Raw genomic sequence first — 17,410 nt, 5'->3', positions numbered from 1 at the left:
AAAAAAGGGGAATTCGTGCCGCTCAGAGCATGTCGTGCTCAAGCAGCTTCTTGCGCAGCGTGTTGCGGTTCAGGCCCAGCCAGTCGGCGGCGCGGGACTGGTTGTTGTCGGCCTGGCTCATCACCACTTCCAGCAGCGGCTTTTCGACCAGGTGGATCAGCATGTCGTACATGCCATTGGGCTTTTCGCCGTCGAGATCGCGGAAGTACCCCTCCAGGCTTTCACGCACGCATTGTTCGATGTTCTGGTTGCTCATACTGTCATTCCTGCGAGCTCTGCGAATTCGGCGCTTGTGGCACCGGCATCGATGGCGGCTGGTATCCGGTCCATCTGCGCGCCCAGGGCGTCCAGATAGTCGGCCACGGCCTGCCATTGCACCGCGCAGTCCTCGATGGTGTTGATGTGTTGTCTGAATGCCTCGCCGCCCGGCAGGCTGCGCAGGTACCAGGCGATGTGCTTGCGCGCACTGCGCACGCCGGTGCCTTCGCCGTACAGGCTGTAGTGGTCCTGCAGATGCTCCAGCAGCAGCCGGCGCAGCTCGGCCACCAGGGGCGGGGCCATGTGCTCGCCCGTGGCCAGGAAGTGCGCGATCTCGCGGAAGATCCACGGCCGGCCCTGGGCGGCGCGGCCGATCATCACGGCATCGGCGCCCGTGTAGGCGAGCACGTCGCGCGCCTTCTCGGGGCCGGTGATGTCGCCATTGGCCACCACAGGCACGCGCACCGCCGCCTTGACGGCAGCGATGGTGTCGTACTCGGCAAAGCCCTTGTAACCCTGCTCGCGCGTGCGGCCGTGCACGGTGAGCATCTGTATGCCCACCTCCTCGAAGCGGCGGGCCAGCACCACGGCGTTCCTGTGCGCGTCGCACCAGCCGGTGCGCATCTTCAGCGTGACGGGCACGCCGTGCGGGGCGCAGGCCTCTACCACAGCCTGGGCAATCTCCACGGCCAGGGCCTCGTTCTGCATCAGGGCCGAGCCGGCCCATTTGTTGCAGACCTTCTTGGCCGGGCAGCCCATGTTGATGTCGATGATCTGGGCGCCGCGGTCCAGGTTGTAGCGCGCGGCCTCGGCCATCATCTCGGCGTCCGTGCCCGCGATCTGCACCGCGATGGGCCCGGGCTCGCCTTCATGGTTGGCACGGCGCGAGGTCTTGAGGCTGTTCCACAGGTCCTTGCGCGAAGTCACCATCTCGCTGACCGCATAGCCCGCGCCCAGGGCCTTGCACAGCTGGCGGAACGGCCGATCCGTCACCCCCGCCATGGGGGCGACGAACAGGCGGTTGGCCAGGGCATGGGGGCCTATGGACAGGGGAAGGGAGGACATCGGGAAAGCCGGAGAAAACGCGCGCGCCGATCACAAAACGGGCGGCAACAAAGGACCAAGATTGTACCTGCCCAAATTTTCAGCAGGGCTAAAACCGGGCCGTCAAGGCGGCCAAGCGGCGAAAACAAGACAGCGCAGCGGTTTCATGGTGTGGGAACGAAGGTGCGCACCTGGCCCGGAACGGCCTGCAGCCCGTAGGCGCCGAGCCGGCCCTGCCACCAGCGGCGGTTGAATTGCACGTCGGGAGAGACCTGGTCGTCGGGCATGGGGCGCAGGCCGACCTTCTGCAGCCCGGCTTTCTGCGGCCCGGCTGCGTGCAGCCCAGCCTCAAGCCCCAGGTCCAGCGCCTCGCCGTCGGCCAGCGGGCCGCGCACCACGGCCATGGCCTTGCGCCCGTCGGTCACCCAGGCGTCCAGCACCAGGGCCGGGCCGGGCTCGGACCCGTCCAGGCTCACGCAGCCTTGCAGACGCGGCTCCAGGCCCAGAGGCTCCAGCTCGCGCTGCAGCTGCTCCAGCCTGTCGGCCACGGCCGGGTCCGGCAGGGTGCAGCCCTTGGCCTGCAGCGCCTTGCCCCAGGCCGAGGTCGGTGCGGCCTCCTGGGTCGGCGGCGCCTGGGCAGCGGCCTGTGCCACCACGGTGGTGTCCTTGCCTGGCGATGGCTGCAACGCGGCGCAGCCGGCCAGGCCGGCTGCTGCCATTCCCAATGCCGCCCATCCCGCCCATCCTGCAATCCGCCCTGTCTGCATGACGCCCCCTGTTCTTTGTGGTTCCGGACCAGGCCCCACGATAGCTTCAGGCCGACAAGGCGTCAGCCAGCGCAGACCTACACTTGGCAGCACCTATGGAAGTCTGGATGCATCAATTGCTGGGCTGGCTGGCGCTGCCGCAGTTCGGCCTCAGCACCGTGTTCATCGTGGCCCTGATCTCGGCCACGCTGCTGCCGCTGGGCTCGGAGCCTGCGGTGGTCGGCCTGCTCCAGCTCAATCCCGACCTGTTCTGGCAGACGGTTTTCGTGGCCACGGCCGGCAATACGCTGGGCGGGGCCATCAGCTGGTGGATGGGCCTGGGCGCGCACAAGGCCTGGCGCGCGGCACGCGAGCGGCGGCTGGCCGGGCTGCCGCCTGAACGGGCCAAGCCGCCGCGCAATCTGTCACGCCACGAGCGCCGCGCCCGCGTCTGGCTGCGCCGCCTGGGCGCAAAGGCCTGCCTGCTGAGCTGGCTGCCCGTGGTGGGCGATCCGCTGTGCGCCGTGGCCGGCTGGCTGCGCCTGCCGTTCTGGCCCTGCGTGTTCTACATGGCCATCGGCAAGTTCCTGCGCTATGTGGTGATGACGGTGGTGCTGCTGCAGCTGCTGCCGGCCTCCTGGGCCAGCTGAGGCCGAAGCCCCCCACCGAAGCCCTCCCCTTTTGCGATCTACGCCTGCGGCTCGCGCGCCCAGGGCGCCAGCGCGAAATGCGCGGCCAGGAAATCGATGAGCGCCTGCACGCGCGCCGGCCGGGCGCGCCCCGGCGGCGTGACGATGTGCAGGGCGATGGAGGGCACCTGCCAGTCGTCCATGCAGGTCTGCAGCGCACCCGATTGCAAATCCTCCCAGGCCAGGAATTCGGGCTGCAGGGCCAGGCCCAGCCCGGCGCGCAGGGCCGGCGCCAGGCCCTCGGCATTGTTCACGCGCATGGCCGTGGGCACGACCTGGGCGAACTCGCCGCGGCGCGCATGCACGAAGCGCCAGGCCTCGCCCAGGCGGCTGTGCACATAGCGCAGCGCCCGGTGCTGCGCCAGCTCGCGCGGATGGGTGGGGCGGCCGTGGCGCTCGAAGTATTCGGGTGATCCCACCAGCAGCAGGCGCACCGTGCACAGGCGCCGCGCCAGCAGGCTGGAGTCGGGCAGCGAGGAGATGCGCAGCGCGATGTCGAAGCCCTGGGCCACGACGTCGATCAGCTCGTCGCTGAAGTGCAGGTCCAGCGTGACCTCGGGATGCTCGGCCATGAAGGCGGGCACGGCCGGCGCCAGGTGCGAGATGCCGAACGACATGGGCGCCGCAATGCGGATGGGGCCGCGCAGGCTCTTGGACTGCTCGCTGATCTCGGCCTCCACGGCCTCGCCCTCGGCCAGGATGCGCGCGGCCCGCTCCAGAGAGGCCTGGCCGCCGGCCGTCAGCGACATGCGCCGCGAGGTGCGGTGCAACAGGCTGGTCCTGAGCCGCGTCTCCAGCCGCGTGATGGCCTTGGAGATGGTGGGCTGGGAGACGCCCAGCTCGGCGGCGGCCTTGGCGAAGGAGCCTGTCTCGGCCACCTTGGCGAAGACGGCCCAGGCTTCGAGGTCAGGAAGTCTTGGCATGAAAGTTTTGGAATAGATGTCTTTGCATATTTTCTATTCTCTTCTTGATCGGCAAAACATAAAGTTCATCCATCGCAACACACAACGCAGCAGGAGAACACCATGATCGAACGCCGTCCCTTCCAAGCCCTTGGCGGTGCCAACCACGGCTGGCTCGATGCCAAGCACCACTTTTCCTTCGCCGGCTACCACGATCCGGCCCGCATGGGCTGGGGCGCGCTGCGGGTGTGGAACGACGACACCATCGCCGCCGGCACGGGTTTCCCGCCCCATGCCCACGCCAACATGGAAATCATCACCTATGTCCGTGAAGGCGCCATCACCCACCAGGACAGCCTGGGCAACAAGGGCCGCACCGAAGCGGGCGATGTGCAGGTGATGAGCGCGGGCACCGGCATCCGCCACTCGGAATACAACCAGGAAAAGGACACGACGCGGATCTTCCAGATCTGGATCATGCCCGACGAGCGCGGCCAGCAGCCCCCGTCCTGGGGTGCCAAGCCCTTCCCCAAGGGCGAGCGCTCGGGCAGCTTCGTGGCCCTGGCCAGCGGCCTGCCCGGTGACGAGGACGCCCTGCCCATCCGCACCGCCGCCCGGGTGCTGGGCGCCACGCTCAAGGCCGGCGAGAGCACGGAGTACCGCATCGGCCGCGACCGCCTGGGCTACCTGGTGCCGGCCAGCGGCTCGGTGCAGATCGACGGCGTGACGCTGCAGGAGCGCGACGGCGCCGCCATCAGCGACGTCGAGACCCTGCGCGTCACGGCCCTGACCGACGCCGAGCTGGTGCTCGTCGACACGGCGCGCTGAAGCGCCCTTGCCGCCCCGGCTCCGGCCGGGGCCCACCTGCCCCAACTGTCTTTCCGAATTTCCGCTGTCCCTTCCTTCACCCAACCCACTGCCTCACAGGAGATCACCATGACCGACCGCAAGTACCTCGAAGTCCTGACCCCCGCCAACAGCCAGATCATCTTCATCGACCAGCAGCCCCAGATGGCCTTCGGCGTGCAGTCCATCGACCGCCAGGTGCTCAAGAACAATGTGGTGGGCCTGGCCAAGGCGGCCAAGGCCTTCGACATTCCCGCCACCATCACCACGGTGGAGACGGGCAGCTTCTCCGGCCACACCTATCCCGAACTGCTGGCCGTGTTCCCCGAGCACAGGCTGCTGGAGCGCAGCTCCATGAATTCCTGGGACGACCAGAACGTGCGGGATGCGCTGGCCGCCAACGCCGCCCAGGGCCGCAAGAAGATCGTGGTCTCCGGCCTGTGGACCGAGGTGTGCAACACCACCTTCGCCCTGTCGGCCCTGCATGACACGGACTACGAGATCTACATGGTGGCCGACGCCTCGGGCGGCACGTCGCTGGACGCCCACAACTACGCCATGGACCGCATGGTGCAGGCCGGCGTGGTGCCCGTGACCTGGCAGCAGGTGCTGCTGGAATGGCAGCGCGACTGGGCCCGCCGCGAGACCTATGACGCGGTGATGGACATCGTGCGCGAGCATTCCGGCGCCTACGGCATGGGCGTGGACTATGCCTACACCATGGTGCACAAGGCCGCCGAGCGCGTGCAGCATGGCGAGACCGTGGGCCCGAACCCCGCCAAGGCCTGAGCACCAGCGCCGCCGCCGGCCCGCCAAAGGAGTCTCGCCATGAAGCTCTATGCACTTTCCCTTGGGGCCGGCCTGCTGGTCGGCGTGGTCTACAGCCTGCTGCAGGTGCGCTCGCCCGCACCGCCGCTGGTGGCCCTGGTCGGCCTGCTGGGCATCCTGGCCGGCGAGCAGATCGTGCCCGTGGGCCGGCACCTGCTGCAGGGCATGGACCTGCGCAGCGCCTGCAGCAAGACGCAGGCCACCGAGCATGTGCTGGGCCAGCTGCCCGGCCGCAAGAACGCCGATGCCGATGCCGATCGGCACCACGGCTGACCCCTCCCCCTCGCTCCAAGAAAACTGCACCATGACCACGCGCAGAAAAGTCCTGGGCTCCGCCGCCACCCTTGCCATGGGTGGACTGCTGGGTTGCACCACCAACGCTCGCCAAGGAGCCTCCATGTCCGATTCCACGCCCGAAGTCATCTTCCACAATGGCCGCTTCACCACGCTGAACAAGGCCCAGCCCACGGCCACCGCCGTGGCCGTGAAGGACGGCCGGTTCATCGCCGTGGGCACGGACGCCGAGGTGCTGGCCCTGGCCGGCAGCGGCACGCGCCGCATCGATCTGCAGCGCCGCAGCGTGCTGCCCGGCCTGTTCGACAACCATACGCACGTGATCCGCGGCGGCCTGAATTTCAACCTGGAGCTGCGCTGGGACGGCGTGCGCTCGCTGGCCGATGCGCTGGACATGCTCAAGCGCCAGGTGGCCAACACGCCCGCGCCGCAGTGGGTGCGCGTGGTCGGCGGTTTCACCGAACACCAGTTCGTGGAAAAGCGCCTGCCCACCATCGAGGAGATCAACGCCATCGCGCCCGACACGCCGGTGTTCCTGCTGCACCTGTATGACCGCGCCCTGCTCAACGCGGCCGCCCTGCGCGCCGTGGGCTACACCCGCGACACGCCCGAGCCAGCAGGCGGCGAGATCACGCGCGATGCCAACGGCAACCCCACGGGCCTGCTGCTGGCCAAGCCCAACGCCACCATCCTCTATGCCACGCTGGCCAAGGGTCCCAAGCTGCCGCTGGACTACCAGGTCAACTCCACGCGCCACTTCATGCGCGAACTCAACCGCCTGGGCGTGACCGGCGTCATCGATGCGGGCGGCGGCTTTCAGAACTACCCCGACGACTACGAGGTGATCCAGAAGCTCAGCGAGGCCAACCAGATCACCGTGCGCCTGGCCTACAACCTGTTCACGCAAAAGCCCAAGGAGGAGAAGGCCGACTTCCTCAACTGGACGCAGAGCGTGAAATACAAGCAGGGCAACGACTATTTCCGCCACAACGGCGCGGGCGAGATGCTGGTGTACTCGGCCGCCGACTTCGAGGACTTTCGCCAGCCGCGCCCCGACATGCCGCCCAGCATGGAGGGCGACCTGGAGGAAGTGGTGCGCGTGCTGGTGCAGAACCAATGGCCGTGGCGCCTGCATGCCACCTATGACGAGACCATCTCGCGCGCGCTCGATGTGTTCGAGAAGGTGCACCGCGACACGCCCATCGACGGCCTGAACTGGTTCTTCGACCATGCCGAGACCATTTCGGACAAGTCCATCGACCGCATTGCGGCGCTGGGCGGCGGCGTGGCCGTGCAGCACCGCATGGCCTACCAGGGCGAGTATTTCACCGAACGCTACGGCGCACGCGCCACCGAGGCCACGCCGCCCGTCAAGAAGATCCTGGAGCGCGGCGTGAAGACCTCGGCCGGCACGGACGCCACGCGCGTGGCCTCCTACAACCCCTGGGTGTCTCTGTCGTGGATGGTGACGGGCAAGACCGTGGGCGGCCTGCAGATGTACCCCCAGCGCAACCTGCTGGACCGCGAGACCGCGCTGCGCATGTGGACCGAGAACGTGGCCTGGTTCTCCAACGAGGAAGGCCTGCGCGGCCGCATCCAGGTGGGCCAGCTGGCCGACATGATCGTGCCCAGCAAGGACTACTTCGCCGTGCCCGAGGACGAGATCTCCTTTCTCACCTCCGAGCTCACCGTGGTGGGCGGCCGCGTGGTCTATGGCGCAGGCCCCTTCCAGCAGCATGACGACAACCCGCTGCCGCCGGCCATGCCCGACTGGTCGCCCGTGCGGCGCTTCGGCGGCTACGGCGCCTGGGGCGAGCCCGAGGGCGCGGGCAGGAACTCGCTCAACCCCGCGCGCTACCGCAGCCTGGCGGCGGCCTGCGGCTGCGGCACCAGCTGCGGCATGCACGGCCACCGCCATGCCGACGCCTGGGCATCGAACGTGCCGACCTCGGACCCCCGAAGCTTCTTCGGCGCGCTGGGCTGCTCCTGCTGGATGGCCTGAGGAGCAAGGCCATGTCCATCGATTCCAAGCCGTCTGCCCCAGCTGTTGCCGGCAGTTCCTCCGGCAGCTTCGCGCCGCTGCGACAGCCCGTGTTCGCCGTGCTGTGGGCGGCAACGGTGCTGGGCAACATCGGCAGCTTCATGCGCGATGTGGCCAGCTCCTGGATGGTGACCGAGCTGTCGGCCAGCCCGGCCGCCGTGGCCCTGATCCAGACGGCGGCCACGCTGCCCATCTTCCTGCTGGCGATTCCGGCCGGCGTGCTGTCGGACATCCTGGACCGCCGACGCTTCCTGATCGGCATCCAGATCCTGCTGGCCGCCGTCAGCGCCAGCCTGCTGCTGCTGGCCCGCACCAACACGCTGACCGTGGAGTACCTGGTGGCGCTGACCTTCGTGGGCGGCATAGGCGCGGCGCTGATGGGGCCGACCTGGCAGTCCATCGTGCCCGAGCTGGTGCCGCGCAGCGACCTCAAGAACGCGGTGGCGCTGAACTCGCTGGGCATCAACATCGCACGCGCCCTGGGCCCTGCGGCCGGCGGCCTGCTGCTGGCCAGCTTCGGCGCGGCGGCGGCCTATGGTGCGGACGTGGTCAGCTATGTGTTCGTGATCGCCGCGCTGGTCTGGTGGAAGCGCCCCAAGGCCGAGGCATCGGCGCTGAACGAGCAGTTCTTCGGCGCATTCCGCGCAGGCCTGCGCTATGCCCGCTCCAGCCGCGAGCTGCATGTGGTGCTGCTGCGCGCCGCCGTGTTCTTCCTCTTCGCCAGCTCGGTCTGGGCCCTGCTGCCGCTGGTGGCGCGGCGCATGCTGGGCGGCTCGGCAGGCTTTTACGGCGTGATGCTGGGCGCCGTGGGCGCAGGCGCCATCCTGGGCGCCCTGCTGCTGCCGCGCCTGCGCAAAAGGCTGGATGCCGATGGCCTGGTGCTGCTGTCCTCCGTGCTCAGCGCCGCCGTGATGGCCGCGCTGTCCACCGCGCCGCCGCAATGGGCCGCCGTGCTGCTGATGCTGGTGCTGGGCCTGGGCTGGATCATTGCGCTGACCACGCTCAACGGCGTGGCCCAGGCGGTGCTGCCCAACTGGGTGCGCGGCCGGGGACTGGCCATCTACCTGATGGTGTTCAACGGCGCCATGGCGGGCGGCAGCCTGGCCTGGGGGCTGTTTGCACAGGGCGTGGGCATTCCCACGGCGCTGCTGATCGGCGCGGCGGGCCTGGTGGCGATCTCGCTGGTGTTCCACCGCATCAAGCTGCCCACGGGCGAGGCGGACCTGCAGGCCTCCAACCACTGGCCCGAGCCGCTGCTGGCCGAACCCGTGGCCCATGACCGTGGCCCGGTGATGATCCAGGTGGAGTACCAGGTGCGCCGCGACGACCTGCCAGCCTTCATCGAGGCCATGCAGCATGTGGCGCGCGAGCGGCGGCGCGACGGCGCCTATGCCTGGGGCATTGCCGAGCACACGGGCGAGCCGGGCCGGGTGATCGAGTGGTTCCTGGTGGAGTCCTGGGCCGAGCATCTGCGCCAGCACCAGCGCGTGTCCAGGGCCGATGCCGATCTGCAGGCCCAGGCGCTGCGCTTTCATATCGGCCCCGAGCGGCCCGTGGTCCACCACTTCCTGGCGCTGGATGCCGCCAGTGCCGCGAGCGGGCCTGCGCAGGCACCGGCGCACGGCCACGCCCACTGAAGCGTTGCGGCAGGCCTGCCCCTGGCCTGCGCCCGGCCTGCCAGGACACCTCAGCGGATATCCAGCCGCTCCAGCGCACGCACCAGGTCGGCCAGCGTGCGCACCTGCATCTTGCGCATGGCCTGGCCACGCCGCACCTTCACCGTGATTTCGCTCACGCCCAGGTCTGCCGCGATCTGCTTGTTCAGCAGGCCGCGCACCACGCCCACGACCACTTCCTGCTCGCCGGGCGACAGCGACTGCCAGCAGGCGCGCAGCGCCTGTTCGCCGGCGTCCAGCGCACGGCGCTGGCGGTCCAGGGCAATGCCCTGCTGGATGGCGTCGAGCAGGTCCTGGTCGCGGAAGGGCTTGGTCAGGAACTCGATGGCGCCGGTCTTCATGGCCTCCACGCTCATGGGAATGTCGCCATGGCCGGTGATGAAGATGGTGGGCAGCTTCAGGCCCAGCTCCAGCATCTGGCGCCGGAAGTCCATGCCGCTTTGCCCAGGCATGCGGATGTCCAGCACCAGGCAGGCCGGTCCCTGCGGCGGCTGCCGCTGCCAGTGGTCCAGAAACTCGCGCGTGGCGCCGAAGGCGCGCACGCACAGGCCCACCGAGGCCAGCAGGTCCTCGATGGCTGCGCGCACCGAGGGGTCGTCATCGACGATGTAGACCAGTGCCTCGGCTTCGGCGGTGGAGGGTTCAGCCATGGCGCAATCCCGTGGAAGGCCTGGCGCCCGTGGCCGGGGCGCAGGCGATGGTGACGTGAAAAGCCGTGCCCCCGCGCCCGTCCTCGCGGTCCGTGGCCCAGATGCGGCCGCCGTTGGCCTCGGCCATGTGGCGGCAGATGTTCAGGCCCAGGCCCATGCCGTCGGGCTTGGTGGTCCAGAAGGCATCGAACAGGTGGGTGCGGGCCAGCGGCGACAGGCCTTCGCCCGCATCGGCCACGGTCAGCACCAGCTGCTGGCCCAGGGCCTGCGTGGCGATAGCGATGCGCCGCTGCGCGGCCGGTGTGTGCTGCATGGCGTCCATGGCATTGAGCAGCAGGTTGGCCAGCACCTGCTGGATCTGCACGCGGTCGGCCCAGGCCGGCTGCAGCGCGGTCGCCAGCTGCAGGTCCAGGGCCACGCCGCGCCGGTCCAGCTCTGCGACGGACAGGCGGGCCATTTCGCGCACGGCCTCGTTGAGGTCGAAGGACTGCCGGCTGGGTGCGTCTCCGCGTGCCATGCTGCGGATGCGGGCGATGACATCGCTGGCGCGCTGCGCATCGCCCAGGATGCGCTCCAGCGCCTGGCCGGCCTTGGCGAGGTTGGGCGGCTCCTGGGCCAGCCAGCGCTGGCAGGCGTTGCCGCTGGTGACGATGGCCCCCAGCGGCTGGTTGACCTCATGGGCGATGGAAGCCGTCAACTGCCCCAGGCTGGTGGTCTGGGTGATGCGCATCAGCTGGGTGCGCGCCGCATGGGCCGCGTTCTGGGCCGCCACCATCTTCAGGCCCAGATAGGCCGTGATGGCAATGGCCAGGATGCTGATCACCATGTTGATCAGTCCGGTGCGATAGGCACCGGCAGGCGTGAGCGCAAAGCTGGCCAGGGTCAGCACGATGCACAGCGCCGTGAGGCCGATGACCACGCGCGGGCTGAACCAGCGCACCGCCACCAGGATGATGGCGGTGTGGAACACGGCGGCCGCCACGGCGTAGTCGGTCAGCGTGTCCAGCGCGAAGATCGCGGCCATGGCGACGCCCATGGCCGCCAGGATCAGGGCCCGGGGCCAATGGGGAAAGCGGCGCAGAGCGGTGGTCATGGCGTGCAGGGAAAAGGAATGGACTGTCAGCTGCCAATTCTCATTCAAGAAGCCGCTGCACCTGAATGCAAGCTATACCCGAACCGTACGATACTGGCGCGACCCAAAACAAGGGACACCGAGGAAGGGACGCCCCGCACCGAAGGTGTCGTCCCCCTCCCGCGCAGCGAGAGAGGGGGAAGCCGCGCAGCGGCTCAGGGGGTTCACAACACTGGCCGGCGGCCCACGCTCAGCTGCAGCTCCACCGTGGCCTTGGCCAGCTCGGTCTCTGCCTCCAGCGATCCCAGGTAGGCCTCGTCGGCCGAGCGCTGGGCGGACAGCAGCTCCAGCAGCGAAGCCTCGCCATGCCGGTAGGACAGGCGTATGCCGTCCAGCACGCGCTGCGCATCGCGCAGCACGCCGTCGCGGTAGCGCTGCACGTTCTCGCGCGCGGCGCTCAGGCGAAAGCGGGCGGCGCGCACATCGGCCTCGGCCCGGTTCTGGGCCTGCTGCAGGGCCAGCATGGCCTGGGTGACGGCCGCCTCGGCCTGCACCAGGTCGCCCCGGTCCAGGCGCGACAGCGGCAGCGGCACGCTGACCGAGACCGACAGCGTGCGCGAGCGCCCGCCGCCATCGAAGGGATTGCCCTGGGCGTCCGTGCCACCGGCCGTGGCGGGCACGGCGGCCATGCCCACGGCCAGCGTGGGATTGACCCAGCGGTTGGCCCGGGCCAGGCCCGCGTTGTCGCGCGCATGCTCGAGCGCCGCCTGGGCGATGCGCACCTCGGCGCGCGACTGCAGCGCCTGGGCGACCAGGGCATCGGCATCCTCCAGCCCCGAGTCTTCGGCCAATTGCATGAAGCCGCATTGCAGCGTGTCGCTGGCAAAGACTTCGGACAGGCGGCGCCCCAGCGGGACGGACAGCGCCAGCCGTGCGGTCTGCGCCTCGGCGCGCGCCTGCACCACCTCGGCCTGGAAGCGGTCGCGCTCCACGCGCGACTGCAGCCATTCCACGCCGCCGATGTCGCCGGCCTTGCGCCGCAGCTCGTTGGCCTGCACCACGTCGCCCAGCGCCTTCAGCGTCTGCTGCTTGCGCTCCAGCGCCAGCGAGTCGCGGCAGGCCTGGGTGTAGTCCTGGGCGGCATCGGAGAACAGCTGGCTGCGCACGCCTTCAAGGCCGGCCTCGGACAGGCGCACCTGGCTGCGTGCGGACTGGATGCGCGCGGCGCGCTTGCCGCCCGTCTCCAGCTCCATGCTGATCTCGTAGTTGCGCGTGGTGGGCCGGGGCTGGCCGGTGCGCACCTGTTCGCGCGAGGCGCCCAGCGTGAGGCTGGGGTCGGGGCGTATGCCGGCGATGCCGATGCCGGCACGCGCGGATTCCACGCCCTGCTCCTCCGAGCGCAGCAGCGGGCTGTGCTGCTCCACGGCGTTGAGGTAGTCGGAAAAGCGCAGGCCGGCGGACGGCGCCGTCTGCGCCTGGGCTGCGGCGCCAAGGCACAGCAGCAGGGCCAGGGCCTGCCTGGGGAAGAAAGGGGTCGTTTGCATGGCGACTCGCATCAATGGGGTTGGCTCGTTGCGGTGCGATGCCCGCCCTCGTGCTCGGCGGCATCCGGATCGCCGCTCTCACCGCGTTCAGCGGCACGGCGCTGGCGGCGCTCGGCCGCGCGGGCGGCACGGGCCTCGATCACGTAGTAGAGGTTGGGCAGCAGCAGCAGGGTCAGCAAGGTGGCGCTGAACAGGCCGCAGACCACGACCGTGGCCAGGGGCCGCTGCACGTCGCTGCCCAGGCCCGTGGCCAGCATGGCCGGCGTGAGGCCGAAGGCCGCGACGGTGGCCGTCATCAGCACGGGGCGCATGCGGCTGGAGGCGCCTTCGAGCACGGCTTCGCGCAGGCCCAGGCCGTCCTCGCGGCGCAGCCGGTTGATCTGCGAGACCATGAGCACGCCCGAGAGCACGGCCACGCCGAACAGCGCGATGAAGCCCACGGCGCTGGAGACGTTGAGCGTCATGCCGCGCAGGTGCAGGCCCGCAAAGCCGCCGATCATGGCCAGCGGCACCACGCCCAGCACCAGCAGCGGCTGGCGCAGGTTGCCGAACTCGCCGAACAGCAGCACCAGCATGATGCCCAGCGTCAGCGGCAGGATCATGAGCAGCCGCGCCTCGGCACGCTGCAGGTTCTCGAACTGGCCGCCCCACTCGATGTGCAGCTTCTGGCGGTCGTAGTCCAGGTGCTGGTCGATGGCGGTGTGCGCATCCTTGAGGAAGCCCGCCAGGTCGCGGCCACGCACATTGAGCTTGACGAGGATGTGGCGCTCGCCGCCCTCGCGCACGATGACGCTCTGGCCCACGGTGGTCGTGATGCGCGCCACGTCGGCCAGCGGCACCTGGGCGCCATTGGCCGCCGACAGGCGCAGCGCGCCGATGGCCTCGGGGCTGCTGCGCGTGTCGGGCGTGAAGCGCACGGCCATGTCGTAGCTGCGCTCGCCCACGTAGAGCTGGCCGATGGAGGCCCCGCCCACGCCGGTGGAGATGAGCTGCGCCACCTCGGAGGCATTGATGCCGTAGCGCGCGGCAGCGGCGCGGTCCAGCGCAATGCGCAGGTTGGGCAGCGGCGGCTCCACGTCCACGGCCACGTCGGCCGCGCCGGGCACTTTCTCCAGCACGGCCACCAGGGCATCGGCCACGCGCCGGTCCTCGGCCAGATCCTGGCCGAAGACCTTCACCGTGAGATCGCTGTGCGCGCCGGACAGCTTGTCCTGCACGCCGTCGATCATGGGCTGCATGAAGCCCACGGAATAGCCGGGCAGCTGGTCGAAGCGCGCGGCCATCTTCGCGATCAGCTGCTGCTTGGTCAGGCCCGACTTCCATTCGCCATAGGGATGCAGGCCCACGCTGGCCTCGATGTGCGAGGGCGTCCAGTAGTCCGTGCCGTCATCGTTGCGCCCGGTCTGGGTGACGATGTAGGAGACCTCGGGGAACTCCAGCGCGGCGCTGCGCAGCGCGTCGGCCATGTCGCGCGCCTTGTCCAGCGTGATGCCGGGCGGCATCTGCACCTGCAGCCAGATGGAGCCTTCGTCCAGGTACGGCAGGAAGTCGCGGCCCATGGTGCCGGCCAGCACGCCCAGCGCCAGAAGCGAGGCCACCACCGCCCCCGCCAGCCAGCGCACGCGGCCCACGGCCGCGCCCAGGAAGCGGTCATAGCCCACGCCCAGCCGGTGCAGCACGGGGTTGTGGAAGATCCTGCGCGGCCTGCGGAAGGCCAGCCAGGCCAGGGCCGGCGTGAGCAGCAGGGCCACGGCCAGCGCCCCCACCAGGGCCGCGCCCACGGCGCTGGCCATGGGCGAGAACAGCTTGTACTCGATGCGCTCGAAGGCGAACAGCGGCAGGTAGGCGGCCGCGATCACGCACATGCCGAAGAAGATGGGCCGCGCCACCTGCAGCGTGGCCGTGATGGCGTCCCTGGGCGTGAGCGGCCGGTTCTGGTCGGCCTCGCGGCGCCGCAGGATGTTCTCGACCACGACCACGGCCCCGTCCACCAGGATGCCGAAGTCGATGGCGCCCAGCGACAGCAGGTTGGCCGGAATCTTCGCGTGGTGCATGAAGATGAAGGCCAGCAGCAGCGCCATGGGAATGGTCAGCGCCACGATCAGCGCCGCGCGCGGGCTGCCCAGGAAGACCAGCAGCACCAGGGTGACGACGATCAGGCCTTCGGCCAGGGTCTTGCCCACGGTGTGGGTGGTGCGCTCGATCAGCGTGGTGCGGTCCAGGTAGGGCACGACCTTCACGTCGGGCGGCAGCAGCTTGCCGTTGAGCTCCTCCACGGCGGCGTGGATGCCCTCCAGCGCCTGCGAGGGGTTGGAGCCCTTGAGCAGCAGCACGATGCCCTGCAGGGTGTCGGAGTTGCCGTCCTTGCCCAGGATGCCGCGCCGCTCCACGTTGCCGTAGGTCAGCCGCCCCAGGTCCTTGACCAGCACGGGCGTGCCGCTGTCCGTGGTCTTGACGACCACGTTGCCCATGTCGTCCAGCGAGCCCAGCAGGCCCACGCCGCGCACCACATAGGAGACATCGCCCCGGTCGATGACGCTGCCGCCGCCGCTGGCGTTGTTGGCATTGATGGCCTCGATCACCTGGGACAGCGTCAGCCCGTACTGCAGCAGCCGCGCCGGGTCCAGCTCCAGCATGAACTGCGTGGTCAGGCCGCCGAAGTTGGTCACGTCCACCACGGACTGGGCCTTCTTCAGGCGCGGGATCACCACCCATTGCTGCAGCTCGGACAGCTCGCGCAGGCTGCGCACCGGGCTTTCCAGCGTGTAGCGGTAGACCTCGCCCGTGGGCGAGCTGTAGGGGTCCAGCCCGGCGCGGGCGCCATAGGGCAGCGTGACCTCGTCGATGCGCTCCTTCAGGCGCTGGCGCGCCCAGTAGCCGTCCACGCCGTCCTCGAAGACCACGGTGATCAGCGACAGCGCGAACAGGCTGCGCGAGCGCAGCACGTGCATGCCGGGCGTGGCCAGCAGGGCGCGCTCCAGCGGAATGGTGATCTGCTGCTCTATCTCCTCGGCCGCCAGGCCTGGCACCTGGGTGACGATCTGCGAGGTCACGTCGGCAATGTCGGGATAGGCCTCCAGCGGCAGCTGCTTCCAGCTGAACACGCCATACAGGGCCGCGAAGCAAAAGACCAGCCAGACCACGCCGCGGCGGGAAAAGCCGATGTTGACGATGCGCTCGATCATTGCAGCAGCACTCCCCCGTTGACCACCACGCGCTCGCCGGCCGCCAGGCCCGAGAGGATCTCGGCCTGGCCGTCCTGCTGCGCGCCGACCTGCACGTCGCGCGGCTCGAAGCGCCATGCGCCCTTGTCCACGAACACGCGCGTGCTGACCTGGCCCTGCAGCAGGGCCGCGGCCGGCACCATCACGGCCTGGCGCGCCGGGGCGTCGAAGCCCACGCGCGCAAACATGCCGGGGCGCAGCCGCCCTTCGGGGTTGTCCACGGCCACGCGCACCTTGACGCTGCGCGTGGCGGTGTCCACCAGCTCGCCCACGTACTGCACGCGGCCCTGCAGTTGCAGGTCGGGATAGGCGGCCAGCGCGATGTGGGCCTGCTGGCCCACGTCCACATGGGCCAGGTCGCGCTCGCTGACGCTGGCGCTGAGCCAGACCTTGCGCAGGTCGGCCACGGTCATGACGGAGGCATTCACATCGTTCCAGTAGCCGCCCTGCGAGCCCGCCATCTCCACCACGCGGCCGCTGATGGGCGACTTGACCACGTAGCTGCCGCGCGAGCCTTCCTGCACGGCTGCGCCCAGCTGGGACAGGTGGTCGGAGGCGGCGCGCGCGTCGGCACCTGCTGCGGCCAGCGACTGCTGCGCGGCCTCGTAGTCCTTGCGCGCGGCGATCTCGGCATCGAACAGCAGCTTCTGGCGGTCGAATTCCTGGCGCGCGTGCAGCAGCGCGGCCTGGGACTTGGCGTGCTCGGCACGCACGCTGGAGATCTCGGAGGAGTCCATGGTGATCAGCGCATCGCCGGCCTTCACCGCATCGCCCAACTGGTGGTGCAGGCGCACCAGGCGGCCCGCCACGGGCGGCGTGATGCGGACCAGCTTTTCAGGCTCGGCCTCGATGGTGGCGGGGGCCGACAGGCGAGTCTGCAGCGGCTGCAGCGCGATCTCGGCCACCTGCAGGCGCTCGCGCAGCGGCGAGCCTTCGGGCACCACGATGAGGTTGCCTTCGCGGCGCACGGGAGCCGGCTGCGGAGCGGTGGTGGCTGCATGCGTGGCTGCCGTGGGCTCGGCCGGCCCGTTGCACGCGGCCATGGCCACGCTGATCAGCAACCCACCCACAGGCCAGGCGGCCGCCAGCAAGGGATGGCGCTGGTGCAGGCCATGGGGTCGGCCTGATCGTTCAGAAGCGAGAAAGCGGGTCATCCTGAGGTCTCCGGGTGCCACGGACCCGCGCAGACCTCTCGCCCCTTCAGGCGATCACAGGCCTCCGCCCGGGTCCGGGCAGATCAAGAAATGGAAGAAGGGAAAGACGGAAGGGGGCGGCGCGGCAGCGCCTGGCAGGATCGGGATCGGAATCAGGATCGGGGTCCATGGGGTACTCCTTTGCGTGTGGGTGGCGCAGTCCCCGTGCAGGCCGGGAGCCCTGTTTGCTGCAGTGCAATATGTGCCCGGAATTATCAAAGGCGAAAGTGCCTGCGGCCAGCCTTTGTTGGGAAGGCTGGCCTGTTCATTGGTGGATGCGGGATATACCTTCGTATAGAAGATGGCCGGCACAAGCCCCCCTCGGCCCGGCCCAGCCCGGCCCGGAAAGCAAAAAGCCGCCAGCGCGGAGCGGGCGGCTTGCGGGCGATGGCCTGCGGGAAAG

At 69.6% G+C, this 17,410-nt stretch carries 15 protein-coding genes; 6 read left to right on the top strand and 9 right to left on the bottom strand.

The features are described from left to right. Window positions 1–22: 22 nt before the first annotated feature. From ACF8ME_RS18855 to ACF8ME_RS18845, 3 genes are all read right to left on the bottom strand, one after another. On the bottom strand, window positions 23–256 hold the full coding sequence (locus ACF8ME_RS18855) for a Fis family transcriptional regulator (RefSeq protein ID WP_016447943.1): 234 nt from the start codon (window positions 254–256) through the stop codon (window positions 23–25). Continuing rightward, complete coding sequence (gene dusB / locus ACF8ME_RS18850) at window positions 253–1,323, bottom strand: tRNA dihydrouridine synthase DusB (protein WP_392417782.1); 1,071 nt, start codon at window positions 1,321–1,323, stop codon at window positions 253–255. The genes ACF8ME_RS18855 and dusB overlap by 4 nt, the downstream gene beginning before the upstream one ends. Window positions 1,324–1,466: 143 nt before the next feature. Next, window positions 1,467–2,069 (bottom strand): hypothetical protein, encoded by a 603-nt coding sequence (locus ACF8ME_RS18845; RefSeq protein WP_392417780.1) that lies wholly within the window; start codon window positions 2,067–2,069, stop codon window positions 1,467–1,469. A gap of 107 nt (window positions 2,070–2,176) precedes the next feature. On the opposite strand from ACF8ME_RS18845, the gene ACF8ME_RS18840 reads away from it, so the two are divergent. Next, window positions 2,177–2,698 carry a YqaA family protein gene (locus tag ACF8ME_RS18840; RefSeq protein ID WP_016447946.1) on the top strand — a complete coding sequence of 174 codons (522 nt, stop codon included), beginning with the start codon at window positions 2,177–2,179 and terminating at the stop codon, window positions 2,696–2,698. Between the two features lie 38 nt (window positions 2,699–2,736). Here the strand turns inward: ACF8ME_RS18840 and ACF8ME_RS18835 are convergent, their stop codons facing one another. Beyond that, complete coding sequence (locus ACF8ME_RS18835; protein WP_034364263.1) at window positions 2,737–3,660, bottom strand: LysR family transcriptional regulator; 924 nt, start codon at window positions 3,658–3,660, stop codon at window positions 2,737–2,739. Window positions 3,661–3,762: 102 nt separating this feature from the next. Between ACF8ME_RS18835 and ACF8ME_RS18830 the strand changes: the two genes are divergently transcribed. From ACF8ME_RS18830 to ACF8ME_RS18810, 5 genes are all read left to right on the top strand, one after another. After that, window positions 3,763–4,467, top strand: coding sequence for a pirin family protein (locus ACF8ME_RS18830; protein ID WP_154835588.1), 705 nt, complete (start codon window positions 3,763–3,765; stop codon window positions 4,465–4,467). Between the two features lie 108 nt (window positions 4,468–4,575). Then, window positions 4,576–5,274, top strand: a complete 699-nt coding sequence (locus ACF8ME_RS18825; RefSeq protein WP_016447949.1) for a hydrolase — start codon at window positions 4,576–4,578, stop codon at window positions 5,272–5,274. A gap of 39 nt (window positions 5,275–5,313) precedes the next feature. Then, window positions 5,314–5,586 carry a XapX domain-containing protein gene (locus tag ACF8ME_RS18820; RefSeq protein ID WP_012203487.1) on the top strand — a complete coding sequence of 91 codons (273 nt, stop codon included), beginning with the start codon at window positions 5,314–5,316 and terminating at the stop codon, window positions 5,584–5,586. Window positions 5,587–5,710: 124 nt separating this feature from the next. Continuing rightward, complete coding sequence (locus ACF8ME_RS18815) at window positions 5,711–7,609, top strand: amidohydrolase (RefSeq protein ID WP_392417777.1); 1,899 nt, start codon at window positions 5,711–5,713, stop codon at window positions 7,607–7,609. 11 nt (window positions 7,610–7,620) lie between these two features. Beyond that, window positions 7,621–9,285, top strand: a complete 1,665-nt coding sequence (locus ACF8ME_RS18810) for an MFS transporter (protein ID WP_392417776.1) — start codon at window positions 7,621–7,623, stop codon at window positions 9,283–9,285. A gap of 50 nt (window positions 9,286–9,335) precedes the next feature. Here ACF8ME_RS18810 and ACF8ME_RS18805 read toward each other — a convergent pair whose 3' ends face one another. The 5 genes from ACF8ME_RS18805 to ACF8ME_RS18785 all read right to left on the bottom strand — a co-directional run bounded on the left by ACF8ME_RS18805 (window position 9,336) and on the right by ACF8ME_RS18785 (window position 16,968). After that, the gene (locus tag ACF8ME_RS18805) at window positions 9,336–9,974 is read right to left on the bottom strand and encodes a response regulator transcription factor (protein WP_047326096.1); all 639 of its coding nucleotides are present in this window, start codon (window positions 9,972–9,974) and stop codon (window positions 9,336–9,338) included. Beyond that, complete coding sequence (locus ACF8ME_RS18800; RefSeq protein ID WP_392417774.1) at window positions 9,967–11,067, bottom strand: sensor histidine kinase; 1,101 nt, start codon at window positions 11,065–11,067, stop codon at window positions 9,967–9,969. Before ACF8ME_RS18800 ends, ACF8ME_RS18805 begins: the two co-directional genes overlap by 8 nt. Window positions 11,068–11,270: 203 nt before the next feature. Then, complete coding sequence (locus tag ACF8ME_RS18795) at window positions 11,271–12,590, bottom strand: TolC family protein (protein ID WP_392417772.1); 1,320 nt, start codon at window positions 12,588–12,590, stop codon at window positions 11,271–11,273. A gap of 11 nt (window positions 12,591–12,601) precedes the next feature. Beyond that, window positions 12,602–15,775: an efflux RND transporter permease subunit gene (locus ACF8ME_RS18790; RefSeq protein ID WP_392417771.1), complete on the bottom strand. Its 3,174-nt coding sequence runs from the start codon at window positions 15,773–15,775 to the stop codon at window positions 12,602–12,604. Beyond that, window positions 15,772–16,968, bottom strand: coding sequence for an efflux RND transporter periplasmic adaptor subunit (locus ACF8ME_RS18785; protein ID WP_392417769.1), 1,197 nt, complete (start codon window positions 16,966–16,968; stop codon window positions 15,772–15,774). Before ACF8ME_RS18785 ends, ACF8ME_RS18790 begins: the two co-directional genes overlap by 4 nt. Window positions 16,969–17,410 lie beyond the last annotated feature (442 nt).

This window comes from Delftia sp. WSY_7 (genome assembly GCF_043104845.1).
Classification (GTDB): Bacteria; Pseudomonadota; Gammaproteobacteria; order Burkholderiales; family Burkholderiaceae_C; genus Comamonas; species Comamonas tsuruhatensis.
This window is presented reverse-complemented; position numbering and strand designations above follow the sequence as displayed.

Excerpts from the sequence above, each read along its gene's own strand:
- ACF8ME_RS18820 (WP_012203487.1), top strand. The coding sequence starts at position 5,314 with ATGAAGCTCTATGCACTTTCCCTTGGGGCCGGCCTGCTGGTCGGCGTG.
- ACF8ME_RS18800 (WP_392417774.1), bottom strand. The coding sequence starts at position 11,067 with ATGACCACCGCTCTGCGCCGCTTTCCCCATTGGCCCCGGGCCCTGATC.
- ACF8ME_RS18845 (WP_392417780.1), bottom strand. The coding sequence starts at position 2,069 with ATGCAGACAGGGCGGATTGCAGGATGGGCGGGATGGGCGGCATTGGGA.
- ACF8ME_RS18795 (WP_392417772.1), bottom strand. The coding sequence starts at position 12,590 with ATGCAAACGACCCCTTTCTTCCCCAGGCAGGCCCTGGCCCTGCTGCTG.
- ACF8ME_RS18805 (WP_047326096.1), bottom strand. The coding sequence starts at position 9,974 with ATGGCTGAACCCTCCACCGCCGAAGCCGAGGCACTGGTCTACATCGTC.
- ACF8ME_RS18855 (WP_016447943.1), bottom strand. The coding sequence starts at position 256 with ATGAGCAACCAGAACATCGAACAATGCGTGCGTGAAAGCCTGGAGGGG.
- dusB (WP_392417782.1), bottom strand. The coding sequence starts at position 1,323 with ATGTCCTCCCTTCCCCTGTCCATAGGCCCCCATGCCCTGGCCAACCGC.
- ACF8ME_RS18815 (WP_392417777.1), top strand. The coding sequence starts at position 5,711 with ATGTCCGATTCCACGCCCGAAGTCATCTTCCACAATGGCCGCTTCACC.
- ACF8ME_RS18840 (WP_016447946.1), top strand. The coding sequence starts at position 2,177 with ATGCATCAATTGCTGGGCTGGCTGGCGCTGCCGCAGTTCGGCCTCAGC.
- ACF8ME_RS18830 (WP_154835588.1), top strand. The coding sequence starts at position 3,763 with ATGATCGAACGCCGTCCCTTCCAAGCCCTTGGCGGTGCCAACCACGGC.
- ACF8ME_RS18835 (WP_034364263.1), bottom strand. The coding sequence starts at position 3,660 with ATGCCAAGACTTCCTGACCTCGAAGCCTGGGCCGTCTTCGCCAAGGTG.
- ACF8ME_RS18810 (WP_392417776.1), top strand. The coding sequence starts at position 7,621 with ATGTCCATCGATTCCAAGCCGTCTGCCCCAGCTGTTGCCGGCAGTTCC.
- ACF8ME_RS18785 (WP_392417769.1), bottom strand. The coding sequence starts at position 16,968 with ATGACCCGCTTTCTCGCTTCTGAACGATCAGGCCGACCCCATGGCCTG.
- ACF8ME_RS18790 (WP_392417771.1), bottom strand. The coding sequence starts at position 15,775 with ATGATCGAGCGCATCGTCAACATCGGCTTTTCCCGCCGCGGCGTGGTC.
- ACF8ME_RS18825 (WP_016447949.1), top strand. The coding sequence starts at position 4,576 with ATGACCGACCGCAAGTACCTCGAAGTCCTGACCCCCGCCAACAGCCAG.